Consider the following 17,973-nt stretch of genomic DNA (forward strand, 5'->3'; position numbering starts at 1 on the left):
TCACGCGGGGCGCAGGGCGAGAAGCGCTTCGGCGAGTGGTTCCAGCGCGAGGCCGTTGACGGAACGCAGGGTGGCCACGGCCTCGGCGGGCAGCGCGGACAGACCGGCGACGGCACCCGACACCGCCCCGGCGATCGCGCCGATGGTGTCGCAGTCGCCGCCGAGGTTCGCCGCGAGCAGGCACGCCTGCCAGGGGTCGTCGCCCGCGACCGTCAGCACGGCGAAGGCGGCCGGAACCGACTCCTGACTCGCGACGCTGGTGCCGATCAGCTCGCTGATGACGTCCACCGCCTCGTCCACGGGGAGCCCGGCGACCAGGCGTCGGGCCCAGCCGATGCGGGCGGCGATGTCGGCTCCGGCGACCCAGTGCCCCCGGCGCGCACCGGCGGCCGCGGCGCTCTCGGCGGCGTCCATCGCCTGGACCAGGCCGGCGCCGTCCACGGCGGCGCTGACCGCGGCGGCGACGGCTGCGGCCCCCGCGATGCCGATGGTGGTGTCGTGGGTGACCTGGCAGGAGTCCACGACCCGGTCGACGAAGTGCTCGAGCGGGAGGTGCCGGAAGGCGACGCCCACCGGGGTGACGCGCATCGCGGCACCGTTGGTGGTGCCGGTGCGCCCGGTCTCGGAGACGGGCACCCCGCGGGTCACCGCGTCCAGGGCCGCCTTGGTGGACGGGCCGAGCAGGTCCGAAGAGCCCTTGGCCCGCATCTCCTGCTCCCACTCGATCAGGGCACGGGCCAGCACGGTGGGGTCGAGGCGGCCGGCGGACTCCACCAGGAGCCGGCCGACGATGACGGCCTGGTCGGTGTCGTCGGTGACGCTGCCCGCCGGCATCCCGGCCGCCACCGGGTTGTCCTCGGGGCCGGCTTCGAAGCCGGTCACCCGCCCGAAACGGGCGGTGATGGCGGCGCGGGACATGATCTGGGTCGGCATGCCGAGGGCGTCGCCCAGGGCCAGCCCGTAGAGGGCGCCGAGGGCACGGTCGGTGCGGGGGTCGTTCATGGTGCTGTGGTTCCTGTGCTCGGGGGGACGGCCGCGCGGGGACGGCCGGTGGGTGCGGGAGGCGCCGGCGCGGGTCAGGGCGCGTCGGGCTCGCCGAAGCGGGTGCGGAGTTCGAAGTGGGCGGGGTCCAGGAGGCTGACGACGTGCTCGACGGGGTCGCCGGTGGGCAGCCTGCCGATGCGTCGCACCCGCAGGAAGGAGACGCCGGGTGCGCGCCCCAGGAGCCGCGCGTCCTCCTCCTCCAGGGGCACGGCGGTCGCCGCCTGTTCACCGGAGGCCACGACGAGACCGGCCGCCGCAAGGGTGGCGGTCAGCGAGTCGTCGACCAGACCGCCGGCCGGGACGTCCTCCAGGCCGGGGTGGCACGGTACGCGGCTGCGCTCCAACGACACCGGGGTGCCGTCGGGCAGCGACCGCAACCGGTCGACGGCCAGGAAGGCGGTGGTGGGCAGGTTCAGCCGCCCCCCGAGCTCGGCGTCCTGGACGACCTCCAGCCGGAGCAGGGCCGTGGTGAGTCCGGTGCCCTGCTCGGTCAGGGACTGGGTCCAGCCGTGCCGGTTGTCCAGCGGCGCGCCGTCGAAGGTGACGAAGGAGCCGATCCCGGGGTGGGTGCTGATCAGCCCCTCCTCGGCCAGCTCCCGCAGCGCCTCGCGGACCGTGGTCCGGCTCACCGCGAACCGCTCGGTCAGGGAGTGCTCACCGGGCAGCCGGCTGCCGGACCGCAGCGCCCCGGCCCTGATCTCGTGACCCAGGATGCGGGCCACCCGCTGATGCTTGCGCGCCTGTGCAGACATGTCCACACCGTAAGTCAACCTGTCTGGACCTGTCTGTTGTCCGGGTCACAGGCTCCGGCCCCGGCCTGCTGCCGGCCCTGCCGTGCCGGTCCGAACGGGAAGTGTCCGGCGCAGGACGGCCGCAGACGCGCGCCCGTAGGTGGAGCCGGACAGCCGGATCAGTGCCTTGGTCGCGCTGAACGGGTCGGTGACCACGAGGAGCAGGCCGATCACGGCCGCCGCCGCGGACACCCCGGCACGACCAGCACCAGCCGGTCGTGGCGGAAGCCGTTCCGTGCGGAGAGCCCGAAGACCAGCAGGGCCGCACGGCCGAGCCCACCGCGGACGCAGCCGCCAGCCCCCAGGGGCCGGCTGCCGGCAGGGAGGTGGTCAGGAGCACCGCACCGCGCGCCGCCGCCGCCGGAGACGCCCGGAACCCCGGGCTCGACCAGCGGGTTGCGGGTCGCCGCCTGCACCAGCGTGCCGGCCGGCGCCGGCGCGGCCCCGCCGGCAGCGCGGCCGGGGCCCGCGGGACCCGGGTGTCCAGGATGGATGGGGGAGACGGCCTGCGCCGGGGAGGGCACGGCGCGCCGGAGCGCCCTGACGCCGCGGACACCGGAACGCCCGGCACCGGGCCGCAGGACGGGTTTTCCCTCCCGGTGCCGGGCTCGGCCCTCGCCTGCCGCACTTCCCGGTGGAGCCGGAGCCGGTGAGCGCCGGCCGCAGGGACCGGCCTGGCGCGGCCCGGACGCGCGGCGTGGTCCTCACACCGTGCAGGGCGCCGCGACGGTCCTGCCCCGGAAGGACGGGTGCTCTCCGAGGCGGCGGACATAGTCCCGGAGCCGGACGTGCGAGCAGAGGGTGCCGGGTGGGCCGAGGTGGACGAGCGCCACCCACAGGTCCACGTCCGCAGCCGTCAGCTCCCCGCCCAGCGCGTAGGGCTGCCCGGTGAGCCGGCGCTCCCACATATCCAGTGCCGCACGCTGTTCACCGGGGCGGGCGGCAGGGGAGAGGTGCAGTTCCAGCGCCTCACCGACGGCTTCGGCCGCTGCGGCCAGGTGCGGCGGGCGCAGGCGCGAGGGGCGGTCCCCGTCGTGGCCGGAGAGCGGCCCCGCGAGGTCGCGGAGGATGTCCGGGGTGTGGTTGCTGACGATGCGCCCGCTCCAGCGGTCGCGCAGCGCGGGCGCGGTGAGGGGTCCGTCGTAGTGGTGCAGGGTGGCTTCGTACGCGTGGCGCAGCGCCGCGAAGGCGTCGGGGGCGTCGCCGGGGCGCGTCAGGACGGTGGTGGCGATCGCGCCGTCGAGACCGAGCAGGTCCAGAGTGATCGAGATGCGCAGTGAGTGCGGACAACTCTCCGACAGGAACAGGTCGTAGCGGTGCGGTTCCGGATAGAAGCCGCCTGCCAGGCCGATGCCGATCCGGCCTCGCAGGACGTGTGGCAGCCGGGCGCCCGCCGAAGCCCCCGGGTGGGGCCGAGTGGCGGACGTACTCGGTTGCCGGTGAACGGCGTCGGCCGTCCCGGCGCCGCGCGTAGCTGTCTCGGGCATGACTCTCCCTTGGGAAACGAGGAAGCCACCGCCGCCTCGGGGGCGCCGGCGGCCGAATGCGGAGCGACTGCGCTGCTCGCAGCGGTCCGCGACGACGAACCGGCGGCGGATCAGTACGCGCTGGAGACCCGCGACAGATCGATGTGCAAGCGCCTCGTCAAGTCACTCCTGGGCATTGCCCGCCCGTCTCACCCTCGGGGCTCGCGAGACGCGAGACCACGCTTGCCCCACCGCACCGGCGGGACCCGGTCGTCACCCGGGGCACCCCGTCGCGGCGGAAGGGTTGCCTGCCAGCGGGCCGGGGCCGATGACCACATCAGCGGGGGTGAACCCGCGGCGTGGGCGCTGACAATCGTGACCGTCCACGCCAGTTTCGGTGCGCTCCGTGACGCCGTCAAGAAGCCGTGCGCACGGTCTCAAGTGATGGGCATACGCGTTGACATTCCCCCGAGGGCATGACTGACTGGCGGCGTCCCACGACAGGACCCAGGCCGGAGAAATGACGGTGACGGCGATGTACGCAGTTGACGGAAAGGCCGCGCGACAGCGCCCCGGCCGCGTCCTGCTGTGCTCGGACCGCTCGGTCGACCTGCTGCGCGTCAACAGCGCCCTCTGTACGGCCGCCCGTCCTGCCCACTGCCGGGACTGACGACTCTCTGAGCCCGCGCTGACCACCGCCGTCGCGGTGTGCTGCCCCCTCCCCGCCCAGCCCCCGTTCCACGTGTACCGGTCGCCTCGCCTCCGCCGAGCCCTTTGCCGCTCGGCGCGGCGCCGACCACCCGCGTGGTCCGGGCTGTCCGAGTCCGCTGGAGCTGTCCATGCATCTCCCGGTTCCGCCGTGTCCGCCGGGCCGGCGCCCCACCGCAGGCCCCGGCCTCCGCGAAGAGGACGCCCGACAGCGGGAGGGAACGGCGCAGTCGGGTAGCGGTGCCCGCCGACGAGCGGTCGGCCACCCACCGGGGAGCCGCGCGCCAGACCGGCACGGTGCCCGGGACCACCGGGCCGCAGACGCGCAGGCACGGCACGTGCGGCCCGCGTCCCGCCACCACGCCGTGAAACCCGCCCCGCCCCGCCTCCACCTGTACTCCCGGCACCACATCGACCTGCTGCGCGTGGCCGGCGCGCTCTGTCGCCCCTGACCGCCGCCCCCGCAGCCGCCCCCGTACCGGGGCCGGCTCTCCCGCACGGCCATCAGGAAGGCGTCACCCCCATGTCCCCCTCTCCCGCCCCGCTGCACCTCGCCGTCGCCCTCGACGGCGCAGGCTGGCATCCGGCCGCCTGGCGCGAGCCCGTCGCCCGCCCCCGCGAACTGCTCACCGCCGCCTACTGGACCGACCTCGTCACCGAGGCCGAACGCGGGCTGCTCGACTTCGTGACCATCGAGGACGGGCTCGGCCTCCAGTCCTCCTCGCCCACCGGCCCCGACGAGCGCACCGACCAGGTGCGCGGCCGCCTGGACGCCGTCCTCGTCGCCGCGCGGGTCGCCCCGCTGACCCGACGCATCGGCCTGGTGCCCACGGTGGTCGCCACCCACACGGAGCCGTTCCACATCTCCAAGGCGATCGCCACCCTCGACCACGTGAGCACCGGCCGCGCCGGCCTGCGCGTGCAGGTCACCGCCCGCCCGAACGAAGCCGCGCACTTCGGACGCCGGACGATCCCGCCGCTCCCCGCCGAGGGGTACGACACCCCTGCCGGGCAGGAGGTCGTGCGCGAACTCCTCGACGAGGCGGCCGACCACGTGGAGGTCGTGCGCCGGCTGTGGGACAGCTGGGAGGACGACGCGGAGATCAGGGACGCCGCCACCGGGCGCTTCATCGACCGCGACAAGCTGCACTACATCGACTTCGAGGGCAGGTACTTCCACGTCAGAGGCCCCTCGATCACGCCCCGCCCACCCCAGGGGCAGCCGATCGTCAGTGCCCTCGCACACGGCCCCGCCGCGTACCGGCTGGTGGCCCGTGCCGCGGACGTCGGCTACGTCACCGCGCACGACACCGACCACGCCCGCGCGATCGTCGCCCGGATCCGCGCTGAACAGGAGAAGGCCCAGCGCGCGGACCAGCCCCTCCACGTCTTCGGCGACCTGCTGGTCTTCCTCGACGACGACCCCGCCGAGGCCGCCGCCCGCCGGGCGCGCCTGGACGCCCTCGCCGGCACCCCGTACACCGGCGACACCCCGGCCTTCACCGGGTCGCCGACCCAACTAGCCGATCACCTGCAGGAGTTGCAGTCAGCCGGGCTTTCCGGCTTCCGGCTGCGGCCCGCCGTAGCCGGTCACGACCTCCCGGCGATCACCCGTGGCCTGGTCCCGCAACTCCAGCGCCGCGGCGTCTTCCGACGCGCCTACGAGGCCGACACCCTGCGCGGCCTGCTCGGGCTCTCCCGCCCCGCCAACCGCTACGCCGCCACCTCCTGAGCCCGAAGGACATCCACCATGAGCAAGCAGCTCAAGCAGATCCACCTCGCGGCACACTTCCCCGGCGTCAACAACACCACCGTCTGGAGCGACCCCGAGGCCGGCAGCCACATCGAGTTCAGCTCCTTCGCGCACTTCGCCCGGACCGCCGAACGCGCGAAGTTCGACTTCCTGTTCCTCGCGGAGGGACTGCGGCTGCGCGAGCAGGGCGGCAGGATCTACGACCTGGACGTCGTGGGACGCCCCGACACCTTCACCGTCCTCGCCGCCCTGGCCGCCGTCACCGAACACCTCGGCCTGACCGGCACCATCAACTCCACCTTCAACGAGCCGTACGAGGTGGCCCGTCAGTTCGCCGGCCTCGACCACCTCTCCGCCGGACGCGCCGCCTGGAACGTGGTCACCTCCTGGGACGCCTTCACCGGTGAGAACTTCCGACGCGGAGGCTTCCTCCCGCAGGACGAGCGCTACTCGCGCGCCGAGGAGTTCCTCACCACCGCCAACGAACTCTTCGACTCCTGGCGCGGCGACGAGATCACCGCCGACCCCGTCACCGGCACCTTCCTCAGTGACGCCAAGGCCGGGTCCTTCGTCCACACCGGGCAGCACTTCGACATCCACGGGCAGTTCAACGTCCCCCGCAGCCCGCAGGGGCGCCCGGTGATCTTCCAGGCCGGGGACTCCGACGAAGGGCGGGAGTTCGCCGCGTCGAGCGCCGACGCCATCTTCAGCCGGCACGCCACCCTCAAGGAGGGGAGGGCCTTCTACGCGGACGTCAAGGGGCGCCTCGCCAAGTACGGCCGCACGCCGGACCAGTTGCTCGTCCTGCCCGCCGCGAGCTTCGTCCTGGGCGACACCGACGCCGAGGCGGAGGAACTGGCCCGCGAGGTGCGCCGCCGGCAGGTGAGCGGGGCCACGGCCATCAAACACCTGGAGTTCGTCTGGAACCGGGACCTGTCCGCCTACGACCCCGACGGGCCGCTCCCCGACATCGACCCCGACCCCGGCGAGCACACCGTCGCCCGCGGCCGTGCCCAGGTGAGGATGTACCGCGACCCCTTGGCCACCGCCCGCGAATGGCGGGAACGTGCCGCCGCCAACAACTGGTCGATCCGCGACCTGGTCATCGAGACCGGCAACCGGCAGAACTTCGTCGGCTCTCCGGAGACCGTGGCCCGGACCATCGACGAGTTCGTCCAGGCCGACGTCAGCGACGGCTTCATCCTCGTCCCGCACATCACCCCGGGCGGCCTCGACCCCTTCGCCGACAAGGTCGTCCCGCTCCTCCAGGAACGCGGCGTCCACCGCACGGAGTACGAGGGCAGCACCCTGCGAGACCACCTCGGCCTGGCGCACCCCGACGCCGCGCGCCGGGAACGGGCAGCGTCGTGAAGATCCTCGCCATCACCCCGGTCGTGCACGCCCCGGACCCGGTGACGGGCGTCCGCGAACCCACCCGGGACCGTTTCCGCGAGGTTCTCGACAACGCGTTCCTCACCGGGGAACCGGGCTCCGACAGCTTCGGGGTGGGGGAGCGGCACGAGCGCCCCTTTCTCCCCTCCTCCCCGCCGCCCGTCGTCCTCAGCCCGGCACTGGTCGGCAGCCCCGCGCAGCTCGTCGAGAAGGGGCACTGCCACCTCCAACGGTTCGGGCACGCCCTGCCGGACGTCCCCGCGGACGCGGGAGGACCCACCAGCCGGCAGCACCTGGACTCCCTCGCACTCTTCCGGTCGGACGTCGCGCCGGTGCTGCGCCGCGAGATCCCCGACCTGCTGTTCCCGTGGAGCCCCGCCCCCGCGGGCCCCGCGCCCGCCCTCCACGCCCCGACCACCGACCGCTGAGGAGCCCCCGTGTCCGACATCCCCCTCGGCGTCCTGGACCTGGTCCCGATCCCGTCCGGATCCACCGCCACCGAGGCGCTGCACAACTCCGTCGACCTGGCCCGGCAGGCCGAGCGCTTCGGGTACGCCCGCCACTGGTACGCCGAGCACCACCTCAACCCGGGGGTGGCCGGCACCTCACCGGCCGTCGTCCTCGCCCTGACCGCCGCCGCGACCTCCACCATCCGGCTCGGCTCCGGCGCCGTGCAACTCGGCCACCGCACCGCCCTGTCCACGGTCGAGGAGTTCGGCCTGATCGACGCCCTGCACCCCGGCCGCCTCGACCTGGGACTCGGTCGCTCCGGCGGCCGGCCCCCCGCCACGCCCGCCGCACCACCCCCGACCACGAGCCCCGTCGTCGACGACCGCGCACCGAACGGACTGCGCATCCCACCCCCCTTCTCCCTCGCGCACCTGCGCGGCTCGCCGCGTGTCGCACTCCAGCAGAAGCTGCTGCGCCAGCCGCACGCCGAGGCGCAGCCCTACGGCGAGCAGATCGACGACATCCTGGCGCTGCTGGCGGGCACCTACCGTTCCGCGGACGGCATCGAGGCCCACGCCGTACCGGGGGAGGGCGCCGAGGTCGAGGTCTGGATACTGGGCAGCAGTGGCGGGGAGAGCGCCGAAGCGGCGGGCCGCAACGGTCTGCGGTTCGCAGCGAACTACCACGTCAGCCCGGGGACGGTGCTGGCGGCGGTCACGGGCTACCGCGCCGCCTTCCAGCCCTCCGCGGCCCTGGACCAGCCGTACGTCAGCGTGTCCGCGGACGTCGTGGTCGCCGCGGACGAGGAGACCGCCCGCGAACTCGCCACCGGCTACGGCCTCTGGGTCCGCAGCATCCGCACCGCCGAGGGCGCCATCCCGTTCCCCACCCCGGACGAGGCACGCGCCCACGCCTGGTCGGATGCGGACCAGGCGCTGGTGCAGGACCGCCTCGACACCCGGTTCGTCGGTTCCCCGGGTGCGGTCGCCGACCAACTGGCCCTTCTCCAGGAGGCCACCGGGGCGGACGAACTGCTGATCACCACCATCACCCACGACCACGCCGACCGCGTGCGGTCCTACGAGCTGTTGGCCCGGGAGTGGCGCAGGAGGTGAGCGGACGTCGGCAGCGGCCGCCCCGACCAGCCCGGCGCCGAGCCGGTCGGGACGGCGGGCGTACGCCCGTCCGCCTCAGGCCGTTGCGCTGCGTTCCCTGGCGATCCCCCGCAGCAGCTCCATGACCGCTCTGGCCCGGGCGGTCTGCGTCACTCCCTGGACCGTCGCCAGTTTGAGTTCCAGGGGCGCGCGCCCGTCCCGGAGTTCCAGCTCCACCACCTCTCCGCCGGCGTAGGTGCTGCGGGTCGCCGGACGCTGGTTGAGCACCGAGTAGCCGAGGCCCTCCGCCACCATCGAACGGACCGTCTCGTAACTCTGGGTGCGGTACCGCACATCCGGGGCGGTACCGCTGCCCGCCACCAGTGCGCGGAAGTAGTCGCGGGTGTAGGGCAGGTCGAGCAGGACCAGCGGCTCGGCGGCGAGTTCGGCGAGCTCCACCGTGCCGCGCTCGGCCAGCCGGTGGCCGGCCGCGACGATGGCGTAGGCCGGGAAGCGGGCGATCGTCTCCCCGTCCTCCGCGAACTGCGGGGACAGGCCGAGGTCGTAGGTGAGGGCGAAGTCGATCCGTCCGGCGTGCAGGGCCTGGCGCAGTTGCTCGGCCTCCGCCTCCACCACGTCGATCTCGATGCCCGGGTAGTGCCGGGTGCACGCCCGGAACAGGGCGGGCAGGTAGAACGGGGCCAGCGTGACGAAGCACCCGACGGTCACCGGCCCCGACAGCGTCTCCCCGCTGCCGCGGGCCTCGCCCTCGACCTCGCGCGCCCGGGCCAGCAGCTCGCGAGCCTGGTGCTGCAGCCGCTCCCCGGCCGGTGTCAGGACCAGCCCCCGGCCCCGGCGGCGGATGAAGAGCTGCACCCGCAGGTCGCGTTCCAGGTTGTGCACGGCAGCGGACACCGCGGACTGCGCGATGTTCAGCTCGGCCGAGGCCGTCGTCATGGAACCGCACTCCGCGGCGACGAGGAAGTAGCGGAGCTGGACGAGGGTGAAGCCCACCGGTGACGTCATGAGTGACCCCTGAGCCTGGCGATACGGGTGCTCCGACCCTATGCGGCGACCCCTACCGTGCAGGCGCCCGGCCCGGCACCTCCTCGGCGGTCCCCTCCGGCATGTCGGGGGCGGCCGGGGCGGACACGTCCTCGGGGCGCAGCAGGGGGGAGCCCGCGGTCTCCTTCAGGGACAGGGCGGCGACCAGGCCGCCGACGGCGAACAGCATCATGTAGAAGCCCGGGACCAGGGTGCTGCCGGTCGCGGAGATGAGCACGGTCATCAGGTACGGGACCGTGCCGGCGAAGAGGGCGGCGGTGACGTTGTAGGCGATGGACAGGCCGCTCTGGCGGGTGCGGGTGGGGAAGATCTCCGCCGACCACACCGCGTAGGTGCCGAGGATCGCGGCGAGGACCACGCCGAGCAGCAGCCCCGCGACCCAGGTCCCCGCCGACCCGGTCCGCATGAGGAGGAAGGCGGGGGCGGAGAGGACCAGGAGGGCCACCGTCGCTCCGACGAAGACCGCTTTGCGCCCCACCCGGTCGGACAGGTAGCCGAACGCCGGGACGAGGACCAGCCCGAGCAGCGAGATCACCGTGGACAGCAGGGCGGCGCTGTCGGACGAGCGTCCCAGGTGGTCGGTCTCGTAGGTGACCAGGTACGTCAGCACCATGTAGAAGGGCACGTGCATGGCGGTCATCAGGCCCGCCGCCTGCAGCAACCGGCGCTTCTCCGAACGGAACAGTTCCCGCACGGGGCTGCGGGGGACGGTCCCGCTGGCTTCGAGGGCCTGGTACTCGGGGGTGTCCTCGATCTTGTTGCGGATGACGAAGCCGATGACACCGAGCGGCGCGGAGACCAGGAAGGGGATGCGCCAGCCCCAGGAGGTGAGCTGAGCCTCGTCGAGCCCCGCCGACAGCAGCAGGAAGACGAAGGAGCCGGCGAGGAAGCCCAGCAGCGAGCCGACCTCCAGCCAGCTGACCCCGAACCCGCGGCGGCGCCGGGGTGCGCTCTCGGCGAGGAAGCTGGCCGCGCTGCCGAACTCGCCGCCCGCGGCGAAGCCCTGGACCAGACGCAGCACCAGCAGGAGCACGGGAGCCGCGATGCCGATCGTCCCGTAGCCGGGGAGCAGGCCGATCGTCAGGGTCGCGCCGGACATCAGGAAGATGACCAGCGACAGGGTGCGCTTGCGGCCGATACGGTCGCCGAGCGGCCCGAAGACCATGGCGCCGATCGGCCGGATGCCGAAGGACACCGCGAACACGCCGAAGACGGCGAGCAGCCCGGTGGTGCTGTCCTCGGCCGGGAAGAACACGGTCGCGACGGTGCCGGCAAGGTAGGCGTAGGCGGCCCAGTCGAACCAGTGCACGAATACGCCGATGGCGCCGGCGGCAACTCTTCTGCGCAGGGACACCACGTCCGTGGCCGCCGCGGCCTCGGTCGTCGTGGCGCCGGTGTTCCAGGTGGGCATACGCGCCTCCTTGGGGGTGGGAAGGGAAGAGCCGGAGGTGTGCGGGCGCCGTCGCCGCCGTCGTCAGAGCGAGGGCAGGCCGGTGAGGGAGGCGGGGCTGGTGAGCAGCCGGAGTTCCGCCTCGGTCAGCAGCTCCCGCTCACGGATCAGGTCCAGCGCCGGCCTGCCGGTGCGGTGTGCCTCCAGCGCTACGGCGCACGCCGTCTCGTGACCGAGCGCCGGACCGAGCGCGGTGACCAGCCCGGTGGAGGCCGCGACAGCCTCCGCCAGCCGGTCCGCGTTGGCGGTGATGCCGCGCACGCAGTGCTCGGTGAGGACGCCGGCACCGGCGGCGAGGTGGTCGAGGCCGGCGCTCAGAGTCCGGTAGATGACCGGTTCGAAGGCGTTGAGCTGGAGCTGACCGCCCTCAGCGGCGAGGGTGACGGTCACGTCGTTGCCGATGATCTCGAAGGCGATCTGGTTGACGACTTCGGGGATCACCGGGTTGACCTTGCCGGGCATGATGGACGAACCGGCCTGCCGCGCGGGCAGGTTGATCTCCCCGAACCCGGCCTGCGGGCCGGAGGACAGCAGACGCAGGTCGTTGCAGATCTTGGAGAGCTTCACCGCGACGCGCTTGAGCACACCGGAGAGCTGCACGAACACCCCGACGTCCTGGGTGGCCTCGACGAGGTCGGGGGCGGAGACCAGGGTGGGGATGCCCGTGAGCCGGCGCAGGTGCTCGACCGCGCGCTCCCGGTAGCCCGGGCGGGCGTTGAGGCCGGTACCGATCGCCGTGCCGCCCAGGTTGAGCTCGTGCAGCAGCAGCCTGGCCTCCGCCAGCCGCTGCTCGTCCTCGGCGAGGGTCGCGGCGAACGCCCCGAACTCCTGGCCCAGCGTCATGGGCACGGCGTCCTGCAACTGGGTGCGGCCGACCTTCAGCACGTCGGCGAACTCGGCGGCCTTGGCCGCGAACGCCTCACGCAGCCCGGCGAGGGCGGTGAGAGCCGCGCCGACGTGCGCGTCCAGCGCCAGCTTCACCGCCGTCGGGTAGACGTCGTTGGTGCTCTGGCCCAGGTTGACGTGGTCCAGCGGGTGCAGGACGGCGTACTCGCCGCGGCGCCGTCCGAGCAGTTCCAGGGCACGGTTGGCGATCACCTCGTTGGCGTTCATGTTGGTCGAGGTGCCGGCGCCGCCCTGGACGAGGTCGACGCGGAAGTGGTCGTGCAGCGCACCTCCGCGGATCTCGGCGCAGGCGTCGACGATCGCCGCCGCAAGCGTGTCGTCCAACGCGCCCACCTCGGCGTTCGCCCGGGTCGCAGCCTCCTTCACCGCCGCCAGCGCGCGGATCAGGTGGGGGCGGGCGGCGAGCGTCTCCCCGGTGACGGGGAAGTTGGCCACCGCCCGCACCGTGTGCACCCCGTAGTAGGCGTCCGCCGGCACCTCGACGCAGCCGAGCATGTCGTGCTCACTGCGAGGCCGGTCGCTCGGAGGTTCGACGGGACGGGAGAGGGGAGTCAGGGACATCGGTGTCCTCCGGTGCGTCGCGGGTCGAAGGGGCGGGCGGACGGCCCGCCGGGCCGTCCGCCCGGGGCGGCGGGAACCCCGGCCGGGTGCGCCCCGGGGCAGGTGGGGGGCAGGGGGGCGGCAGCGCCCGCCCGGCCCCTCGCGGCGGCCGGCATCGCGCACCGGCCGGAGCGGCGCGGCGCGTGACCGGCGACCGCCACACTCACGACCGCCGGCCCGGCGGCGCCGGCCGGGATCGCGGCCGGTGCTCCGGCCGCGGCGGCGGGGGCGGCCCCGGACGGCCTCCCGCCCCGAGCCGGCCGCAGCACAGCACCCGGCCCGGCCGGTGCGGCGACCGCCGCCGTCACGCCGGCACCCCTCCGCCCGGCACGCCCCGGTCCACACCGGTCCAGGCCAGCGCGACCGCGCCGTCCAGCAGGGCCCGCTGAGCCGTGCCGCCCACGCAGTACGCGGCGAACTCGTGCTGGTGGTTGGTGGCGGGCAGGGAACCGATGCCGATGTAGGGGTGGATGGCCGGGACGACCTGGGAGACGTTGCCCATGTCGGTGGAGGCACGGTTCATCCGGGCGGCCTGGCCGGGCGGCGCGAACTCCCGCCCCAGGGCGAGGGCGTTCATCCGGTAGTCGCCGAGAGCCCCCTCGTCGGTGCGGAACTCCGCGTACGGCTTGCTCTCCGGTTCGATCTCCAGCTCGCAGCCGGTGGCGAGCGCGCCCGCCTCGAAGGCCCGCATGACGCGCGGCTCCAGCTCGGCCAGTTCGGCGAGCGTCTCGGCCCTGACGTACCAGCGCCCGGCGGCCCGCTCGGGGATGGCGTTGGGGGCGTCGCCGGCGTGGGTGACCACACCGTGCACCCGTGCCGAGGCCGGCAGTTGCTGGCGCAGCAGGCCGATGGCGACCTGGGCCACGGTGAAGGCGTCGGCCGCGTTGACGCCCGACTCCGGGTAGGCGGCGGCGTGCGCGGACTTCCCCGTGTACGAGATCCTGGAGTGGCTGACCGCGAACGGGCGGGCCTCGGCCACGTCGACCGGCGCAGGGTGCACCATCATGGCCAGGTCCACACCGCCGAAGGCGCCGCGCTCCAGCATCTCGATCTTGCCGCCGCCGCCCTCCTCGGCCGGGGTGCCGTAGACCTCGACGGTGAGGCCGGCGTCGTCGGCGACCGCGGCCAGGCCGAGCGCCGCGCCGACCGAGCTCGCCGCGATGAGGTTGTGCCCGCAGGCGTGCCCGAGGCCGGGCAGGGCGTCGTACTCGGCGCACAGCGCGACCCGGACGGGACCACTGCCGAAGCGGGCCAGGAACGCGGTGTCCAGGCCCAGGTAGGACGAGGTGACGTCGAACCCGGCCCGGTCCAGCAGGTCCGGTACGGCGGCGGCGGCCCGGTGCTCCTCCCAGGCGGTCTCCGGGTCGGCGTGCAAGCGCTCGGACAGGCCGACCAACTCCTCGGCGTGCCGGTCGACCGCGCCCCGCGCCGCCTGCTTCAGCCCGCTCATCACAGGTCTCCCGGGACGCCGTACGAGGGCGAGGAGGCGGGGTCGAGGCCGCGCCGCACGTAGTCGTCGCGCTGCGGCAGCCACACCTCAAGGAGGTCGCCGAGCCGGTCGACGGGGTCCTCCGCCCAGTCCACCCGCAGGTCGGTGACGCGCCAGCCCACGTCGGCGACGACCGCCATCCCCGCGGAGTGGACCGGGCCCTCCTCACCGCCGGCCGCGACGGCGGCCTTCATCGCGGTCAGCAGCCGCTCCTCCAGCTCACCCGTCGCGGCGGCGTACGCGTCGAGGAGGACGCCGGGCAGGTGCTCGCCGCAGAGCATGTTGCCGGCCGCGACCGCGCCGTCCGCGCCGGCCGAGGCGTACGTGCCCAGGGTGTGCGGTCCGCTGTAGGCGTACCCGGGCCCGGAGCGGCCCAGCACGGTCAGTTGGCGGTAGGCGATGGTCCGCGCGTGCCGGGCGTCGCCGGTGACGCCGGCGAGGGCGCGTTCGGCGTCGCCATGCTCCGCCAGCCCCGCCAGCAGGCTGGTGCCGAGCGTGGGGTCGGTGATGTTCTGCGAGGTCGCCGCGCCGACCCCGGGCCGCAGGTGCATGACGCGGGCGGCGACCGCCGGACTGGAGGAGCTGGCCGCGATGCCGAACCGCTCACCGTCGCGGACCACGAGCGAGAAGGTCATGCCCGGCCTCCCCGGGGGATCACGGCCACGGCGTCGATCTCGCACAGCCACTCCGGGCGGGCCAGCGCCGACACCACCAGGCCGGTGGAGATCGGGTGGACGCCCTTGGTCCAGCGGCCCACCGTGCGGTACACCGCCTCGCGGTAGCGCGGGTCGACCAGGTAGATGGTCAGCTTGACCAGGTGCTCCATCCGGCTGCCGGCTTCTTCGAGCAGCATCGCGATGTTCGCCATGGCCTTCTCGGCCTGGGCCTCGGCGTCGCCGATGCCCACGGACTCACTGGTGTCGAGGTCCTGGCCGATCTGGCCCCGGACGTACACCGTGTCGCCGGCGACGACGGCCTGGCAGAGGTCGTTGTCGAGGTTCTGCTCGGGATAGGTGTCACGCGTGTTGAACGGCCGGATCCGGGTGTGTCCGCCTGCGACGATCGGGGCCTTGGCGGTGTCCTGGTGCGTGGAGGTCATGTCCGCTCCTCAGTTCTTCTGGGTGGTGGCCGGCGCGGCGCCGGGCCGGTCGGGGGTGCCGTAGGCGAGGTAGCCCCGCTGGGTCGCGATGTGGTCCGCGACGTACCGGGCGTCGTGCCAGACCCCCCAGATGAAGCTGGACCCGCGGCGGGAGAGCCAGGGCAGACCCAGGAAGTACACGCCGGGCTCGGTGGAGACCCCGCGCCGCTGCTTCGGACGCCCCCGCTCGTCGAACGCGTCGACCTCCAGCCAGCCGTAGTCGGTGGCGAAACCCGTCGCCCAGACGATCGAGGTGACACCGGCCTCGGCCAGGTCCAGCTCGCGGCGCGGATCGGTCACGCAGTCCGGGTCGGGGCCGAGGACGTGGGCCGCCGGCTCCTCGGGCAGGTCGAGCCCGTTGCGCTCGACGTAGGCGTCGGCCGCCCGGAGCAGTTCGAGGTACTTCTCGTCGCCGAGCGCGATGTTCTTGGCGAGGTCCGGCGCGAAGCTCAGGACGCCGTCGTCGTAGGACGCCGTCATGCCGACCAGCTCGACACCGGAGGCGGCCAGGGCGCGGAAGTCGACGGTGTGGCCGCCGCGGGCGCCGCTGACCGCGATGGTGACGTGCTCGGCGCCCTCCGGCGGGGTCTCCGCGTCCCAGCGGCCCAGCACACCGAGCCACCAGCAGAAGTCGCGCCCCCGGTACTCGCGGGGCGGACGGTCGTGCGGACCGACGGAGAGGAACACCCGGCGGCCGGAGCGCCGCAGCTCGTCGGCGATCTGCACCCCGGAGGACCCGGCCCCCACCACGAGGACCGCGCCCGCAGGCAACTGGTCCGGGTTGCGGTACCCGCTGGAGTGGAGCTGCACGGGGACGACGCCGTCCTCGGGGACGATGGGCGGGATCACGGGCCGCTGGAAGGCCCCGGTCGCCACCACCACGAAGCGCGCGTCGATGGACCCCTCCGAGGTCTCGACCCGGAAGCCGGGTCGGCCGGCGTGCCGGCGCACCTGGGTCACCTCGACACCGCACCGGACGGGGGCGCCGATCTTCTCGGCGTACGCGGCGAAGTACTCGGCGACCTGGTCCTTGGAGGCGAAGCCGTCCGGGTCGACGTCCGTGAACTCCAGCCCCGGGAACCGATCGTGCCACGCGGGCCCGTTCGCGACCAGGGAGTCCCACCGCTCCGAACGCCACCGCTCGGCCACCCGGTGCCGCTCCAGCACGATGTGCGGTATCCCCGCGGCGCCCAGGTGCTCGCTCGCCGCCACGCCGGCCTGACCCGCTCCGACAACGACTACCTGGGTCTCTTCACTCGGCACTTCAACCTCCACTCCCGCGGCAGTTCATCCCGGCCTCGCATCGGCCGTGCTGCCGCAGAACACATCCTTGGAGCCCCGTCCGACTTCTGTCCAACAGATGTTTCCGTTGCAGGTGATCTGATTTGGCGATGCAGGCTGCCCGAGGGTTCCGGCGGCCTGTGCCGGGCCATGCCGGCGTCGCGCCGCGGCGGGTCACGGCTGTGACGGGGCCGGGACGCGGACGTGGGCGTGGGGGGCGCGCGACGGTGCCGGGTCCGGGTCCGGTCGTCGCCTCGGCCGCACGGCGGTACGGCGGTACGGCGGTGCAGCCGACGCCGCCCGGCCCGCCCCGGCGGCACGCAGGTGCGCGGGGGAGCGGTGCGGCTCAGCTCGCCGTCGGCAGGGACTCCAACGCCTCCGCGACACGAGCCCCGGCCGCGGCGTTCACCAGGGCCTGCCCCAGCACCGGGACGGGCTCCCGGGCGGGGAGCAGCAGGCCGACGTCGGCGGTGCGGACCGGGTCCACCAGCGGGACCACCTGCATGCCGGGGGGAACACCGAACACGTGCAGCCAGGCGTGCGGGACGACACTCGCCCACTGGCCCGTCCTGACGAGGGCGAACAGGGAGGCGATGGAGTCGGTCTCCACCCTGGGGGCGACCGGGGCGCCGATCTCGGCGAAGACCGAGTCGAGTACCTGCCGGCCCTGCATCAGCGGGTCCAGCAGGCACAACGGCTGGCGGGCCGCCTCCCGCCAGCCGATCTCGGCGGGGCCCGCTCCGGAACCGGCGGCGAGGAGCACGTACCGTTCCCGGTACAGGGGCAGGAAGGTCAAGCCGGTCTCGGCCGGGCCGGGACGGTAGGTGACCGCCGCGTCGAGTTCGTAGGCCCGCAGCCGGGCGAGGATGTCCTCGGCCTGCAGGTCCGCGCGCACCAGCACCGTCGCGAGCGGATTGGCGGCGCAGAAGGGCCGCGTCAGCAGGGACACGGCCGTCGAAGCCGTCGGGACCGCCCCGATACGCAGCTGCCCCGTCGCCCCCGCCCGCAGCGCGCCGATCTCCTCCCGCATGGCGTCCCGGTCGGCGAGGATGCGCTGCGCCCAGAGGACGACCCGCTCGCCCTCGGGCGTGAGCCCGCTGAACCTGCGCCCACGCCGCACCAGGGGCACCTTCAGTTCGTCCTCCAGCTTCCGGATCCCCTCCGACAGCGCCGGCTGGGAGACGAAACAGGCCTGAGCGGCCCGGGCGAAATGACGGATGCGGGCGAGGGCGACCAGGTACTCGAGTTGGCGGAGCAGCACTTCCTCTTGGTCTCCCCGTACCGGCGGGCCGCGGGAGCGGCCGGACACTCGTGATCGGACTTGCCTATCACATGATAGGAGAAGC

Annotated in this window: 16 protein-coding genes, 2 pseudogenes and 1 riboswitch; of the genes and pseudogenes, 6 read left to right on the top strand and 12 right to left on the bottom strand. The window is 73.9% G+C overall.

The features are described 5' to 3' along the window. From ACFV3R_RS27775 to ACFV3R_RS27790, 4 genes and pseudogenes are all read right to left on the bottom strand, one after another. Entirely contained in the window at positions 1-1,002 is a 1,002-nt protein-coding gene (locus ACFV3R_RS27775; protein WP_385588830.1) for an ADP-ribosylglycohydrolase family protein, read from the bottom strand. Between the two features lie 74 nt (positions 1,003-1,076). Continuing rightward, positions 1,077-1,796 carry a GntR family transcriptional regulator gene (locus ACFV3R_RS27780; RefSeq protein WP_385588832.1) on the bottom strand — a complete coding sequence of 240 codons (720 nt, stop codon included), beginning with the start codon at positions 1,794-1,796 and terminating at the stop codon, positions 1,077-1,079. Positions 1,797-1,856: 60 nt separating this feature from the next. Continuing rightward, positions 1,857-2,325 (bottom strand): annotated as a pseudogene (locus tag ACFV3R_RS27785) (iron chelate uptake ABC transporter family permease subunit); the annotation flags it as partial. A 214-nt stretch (positions 2,326-2,539) separates the two neighbouring features. Continuing rightward, the gene (locus ACFV3R_RS27790; RefSeq protein WP_385588834.1) at positions 2,540-3,322 is read right to left on the bottom strand and encodes a glutathione S-transferase C-terminal domain-containing protein; all 783 of its coding nucleotides are present in this window, start codon (positions 3,320-3,322) and stop codon (positions 2,540-2,542) included. 213 nt (positions 3,323-3,535) lie between these two features. After that, a riboswitch (SAM riboswitch) is annotated at positions 3,536-3,682 on the bottom strand. Positions 3,683-3,836: 154 nt separating this feature from the next. Between ACFV3R_RS27790 and ACFV3R_RS27795 the strand changes: the two genes are divergently transcribed. The 6 genes and pseudogenes from ACFV3R_RS27795 (at position 3,837) to ACFV3R_RS27820 (ending at position 8,719) form a co-directional block, all read left to right on the top strand. Next, the gene (locus tag ACFV3R_RS27795; protein ID WP_385588836.1) at positions 3,837-3,971 is read left to right on the top strand and encodes a hypothetical protein; all 135 of its coding nucleotides are present in this window, start codon (positions 3,837-3,839) and stop codon (positions 3,969-3,971) included. A gap of 169 nt (positions 3,972-4,140) precedes the next feature. Beyond that, complete coding sequence (locus ACFV3R_RS27800; RefSeq protein ID WP_385588838.1) at positions 4,141-4,461, top strand: putative leader peptide; 321 nt, start codon at positions 4,141-4,143, stop codon at positions 4,459-4,461. 71 nt (positions 4,462-4,532) lie between these two features. Continuing rightward, positions 4,533-5,741, top strand: coding sequence for an LLM class flavin-dependent oxidoreductase (locus ACFV3R_RS27805; RefSeq protein ID WP_385588840.1), 1,209 nt, complete (start codon positions 4,533-4,535; stop codon positions 5,739-5,741). Between the two features lie 18 nt (positions 5,742-5,759). Further along, on the top strand, positions 5,760-7,133 hold the full coding sequence (locus tag ACFV3R_RS27810; protein WP_385588842.1) for an NtaA/DmoA family FMN-dependent monooxygenase: 1,374 nt from the start codon (positions 5,760-5,762) through the stop codon (positions 7,131-7,133). Then, a pseudogene (locus tag ACFV3R_RS27815) lies at positions 7,130-7,327 on the top strand (LLM class flavin-dependent oxidoreductase); the annotation flags it as partial. The gene ACFV3R_RS27810 and the pseudogene ACFV3R_RS27815, both read left to right, overlap by 4 nt. 264 nt (positions 7,328-7,591) lie before the next feature. Next, positions 7,592-8,719, top strand: coding sequence for an LLM class flavin-dependent oxidoreductase (locus ACFV3R_RS27820; RefSeq protein WP_385588844.1), 1,128 nt, complete (start codon positions 7,592-7,594; stop codon positions 8,717-8,719). Positions 8,720-8,794: 75 nt separating this feature from the next. Here ACFV3R_RS27820 and ACFV3R_RS27825 read toward each other — a convergent pair whose 3' ends face one another. From ACFV3R_RS27825 to ACFV3R_RS27860, 8 genes are all read right to left on the bottom strand, one after another. Continuing rightward, positions 8,795-9,724, bottom strand: coding sequence for a LysR family transcriptional regulator (locus ACFV3R_RS27825; protein ID WP_385588846.1), 930 nt, complete (start codon positions 9,722-9,724; stop codon positions 8,795-8,797). 52 nt (positions 9,725-9,776) lie between these two features. After that, entirely contained in the window at positions 9,777-11,174 is a 1,398-nt protein-coding gene (locus ACFV3R_RS27830) for an MFS transporter (RefSeq protein WP_385588848.1), read from the bottom strand. A gap of 63 nt (positions 11,175-11,237) precedes the next feature. Continuing rightward, a complete protein-coding gene (locus ACFV3R_RS27835) occupies positions 11,238-12,680 on the bottom strand; it encodes an aspartate ammonia-lyase (RefSeq protein ID WP_385588850.1) in 1,443 nt (480 codons plus the stop codon). A 343-nt stretch (positions 12,681-13,023) separates the two neighbouring features. Continuing rightward, positions 13,024-14,169 carry a M20 family metallopeptidase gene (locus ACFV3R_RS27840; RefSeq protein WP_385588852.1) on the bottom strand — a complete coding sequence of 382 codons (1,146 nt, stop codon included), beginning with the start codon at positions 14,167-14,169 and terminating at the stop codon, positions 13,024-13,026. Next, the gene (locus tag ACFV3R_RS27845; RefSeq protein ID WP_385588854.1) at positions 14,169-14,843 is read right to left on the bottom strand and encodes a DUF1028 domain-containing protein; all 675 of its coding nucleotides are present in this window, start codon (positions 14,841-14,843) and stop codon (positions 14,169-14,171) included. Before ACFV3R_RS27845 ends, ACFV3R_RS27840 begins: the two co-directional genes overlap by 1 nt. Further along, positions 14,840-15,307, bottom strand: a complete 468-nt coding sequence (locus tag ACFV3R_RS27850; protein WP_385588856.1) for a RidA family protein — start codon at positions 15,305-15,307, stop codon at positions 14,840-14,842. Before ACFV3R_RS27850 ends, ACFV3R_RS27845 begins: the two co-directional genes overlap by 4 nt. A 9-nt stretch (positions 15,308-15,316) precedes the next feature. Then, entirely contained in the window at positions 15,317-16,609 is a 1,293-nt protein-coding gene (locus ACFV3R_RS27855) for a flavin-containing monooxygenase (RefSeq protein ID WP_385588858.1), read from the bottom strand. Between the two features lie 364 nt (positions 16,610-16,973). Then, positions 16,974-17,888: a LysR family transcriptional regulator gene (locus ACFV3R_RS27860; RefSeq protein WP_385588860.1), complete on the bottom strand. Its 915-nt coding sequence runs from the start codon at positions 17,886-17,888 to the stop codon at positions 16,974-16,976. Positions 17,889-17,973 lie beyond the last annotated feature (85 nt).

Origin of the sequence: Streptomyces sp. NPDC059740 (genome assembly GCF_042733155.1) — a bacterium.
Lineage (GTDB): Bacteria > Actinomycetota > Actinomycetes > Streptomycetales > Streptomycetaceae > Streptomyces.

Bases quoted from the DNA above. Each gene is read 5' to 3' on its own strand.
- ACFV3R_RS27775 (WP_385588830.1), bottom strand. From the start codon at position 1,002: ATGAACGACCCCCGCACCGACCGTGCCCTCGGCGCCCTCTACGGGCTG.
- ACFV3R_RS27780 (WP_385588832.1), bottom strand. From the start codon at position 1,796: ATGTCTGCACAGGCGCGCAAGCATCAGCGGGTGGCCCGCATCCTGGGT.
- ACFV3R_RS27790 (WP_385588834.1), bottom strand. From the start codon at position 3,322: ATGCCCGAGACAGCTACGCGCGGCGCCGGGACGGCCGACGCCGTTCAC.
- ACFV3R_RS27795 (WP_385588836.1), top strand. From the start codon at position 3,837: ATGTACGCAGTTGACGGAAAGGCCGCGCGACAGCGCCCCGGCCGCGTC.
- ACFV3R_RS27800 (WP_385588838.1), top strand. From the start codon at position 4,141: ATGCATCTCCCGGTTCCGCCGTGTCCGCCGGGCCGGCGCCCCACCGCA.
- ACFV3R_RS27805 (WP_385588840.1), top strand. From the start codon at position 4,533: ATGTCCCCCTCTCCCGCCCCGCTGCACCTCGCCGTCGCCCTCGACGGC.
- ACFV3R_RS27810 (WP_385588842.1), top strand. From the start codon at position 5,760: ATGAGCAAGCAGCTCAAGCAGATCCACCTCGCGGCACACTTCCCCGGC.
- ACFV3R_RS27825 (WP_385588846.1), bottom strand. From the start codon at position 9,724: ATGACGTCACCGGTGGGCTTCACCCTCGTCCAGCTCCGCTACTTCCTC.
- ACFV3R_RS27830 (WP_385588848.1), bottom strand. From the start codon at position 11,174: ATGCCCACCTGGAACACCGGCGCCACGACGACCGAGGCCGCGGCGGCC.
- ACFV3R_RS27835 (WP_385588850.1), bottom strand. From the start codon at position 12,680: ATGTCCCTGACTCCCCTCTCCCGTCCCGTCGAACCTCCGAGCGACCGG.
- ACFV3R_RS27840 (WP_385588852.1), bottom strand. From the start codon at position 14,169: ATGAGCGGGCTGAAGCAGGCGGCGCGGGGCGCGGTCGACCGGCACGCC.
- ACFV3R_RS27845 (WP_385588854.1), bottom strand. From the start codon at position 14,843: ATGACCTTCTCGCTCGTGGTCCGCGACGGTGAGCGGTTCGGCATCGCG.
- ACFV3R_RS27850 (WP_385588856.1), bottom strand. From the start codon at position 15,307: ATGACCTCCACGCACCAGGACACCGCCAAGGCCCCGATCGTCGCAGGC.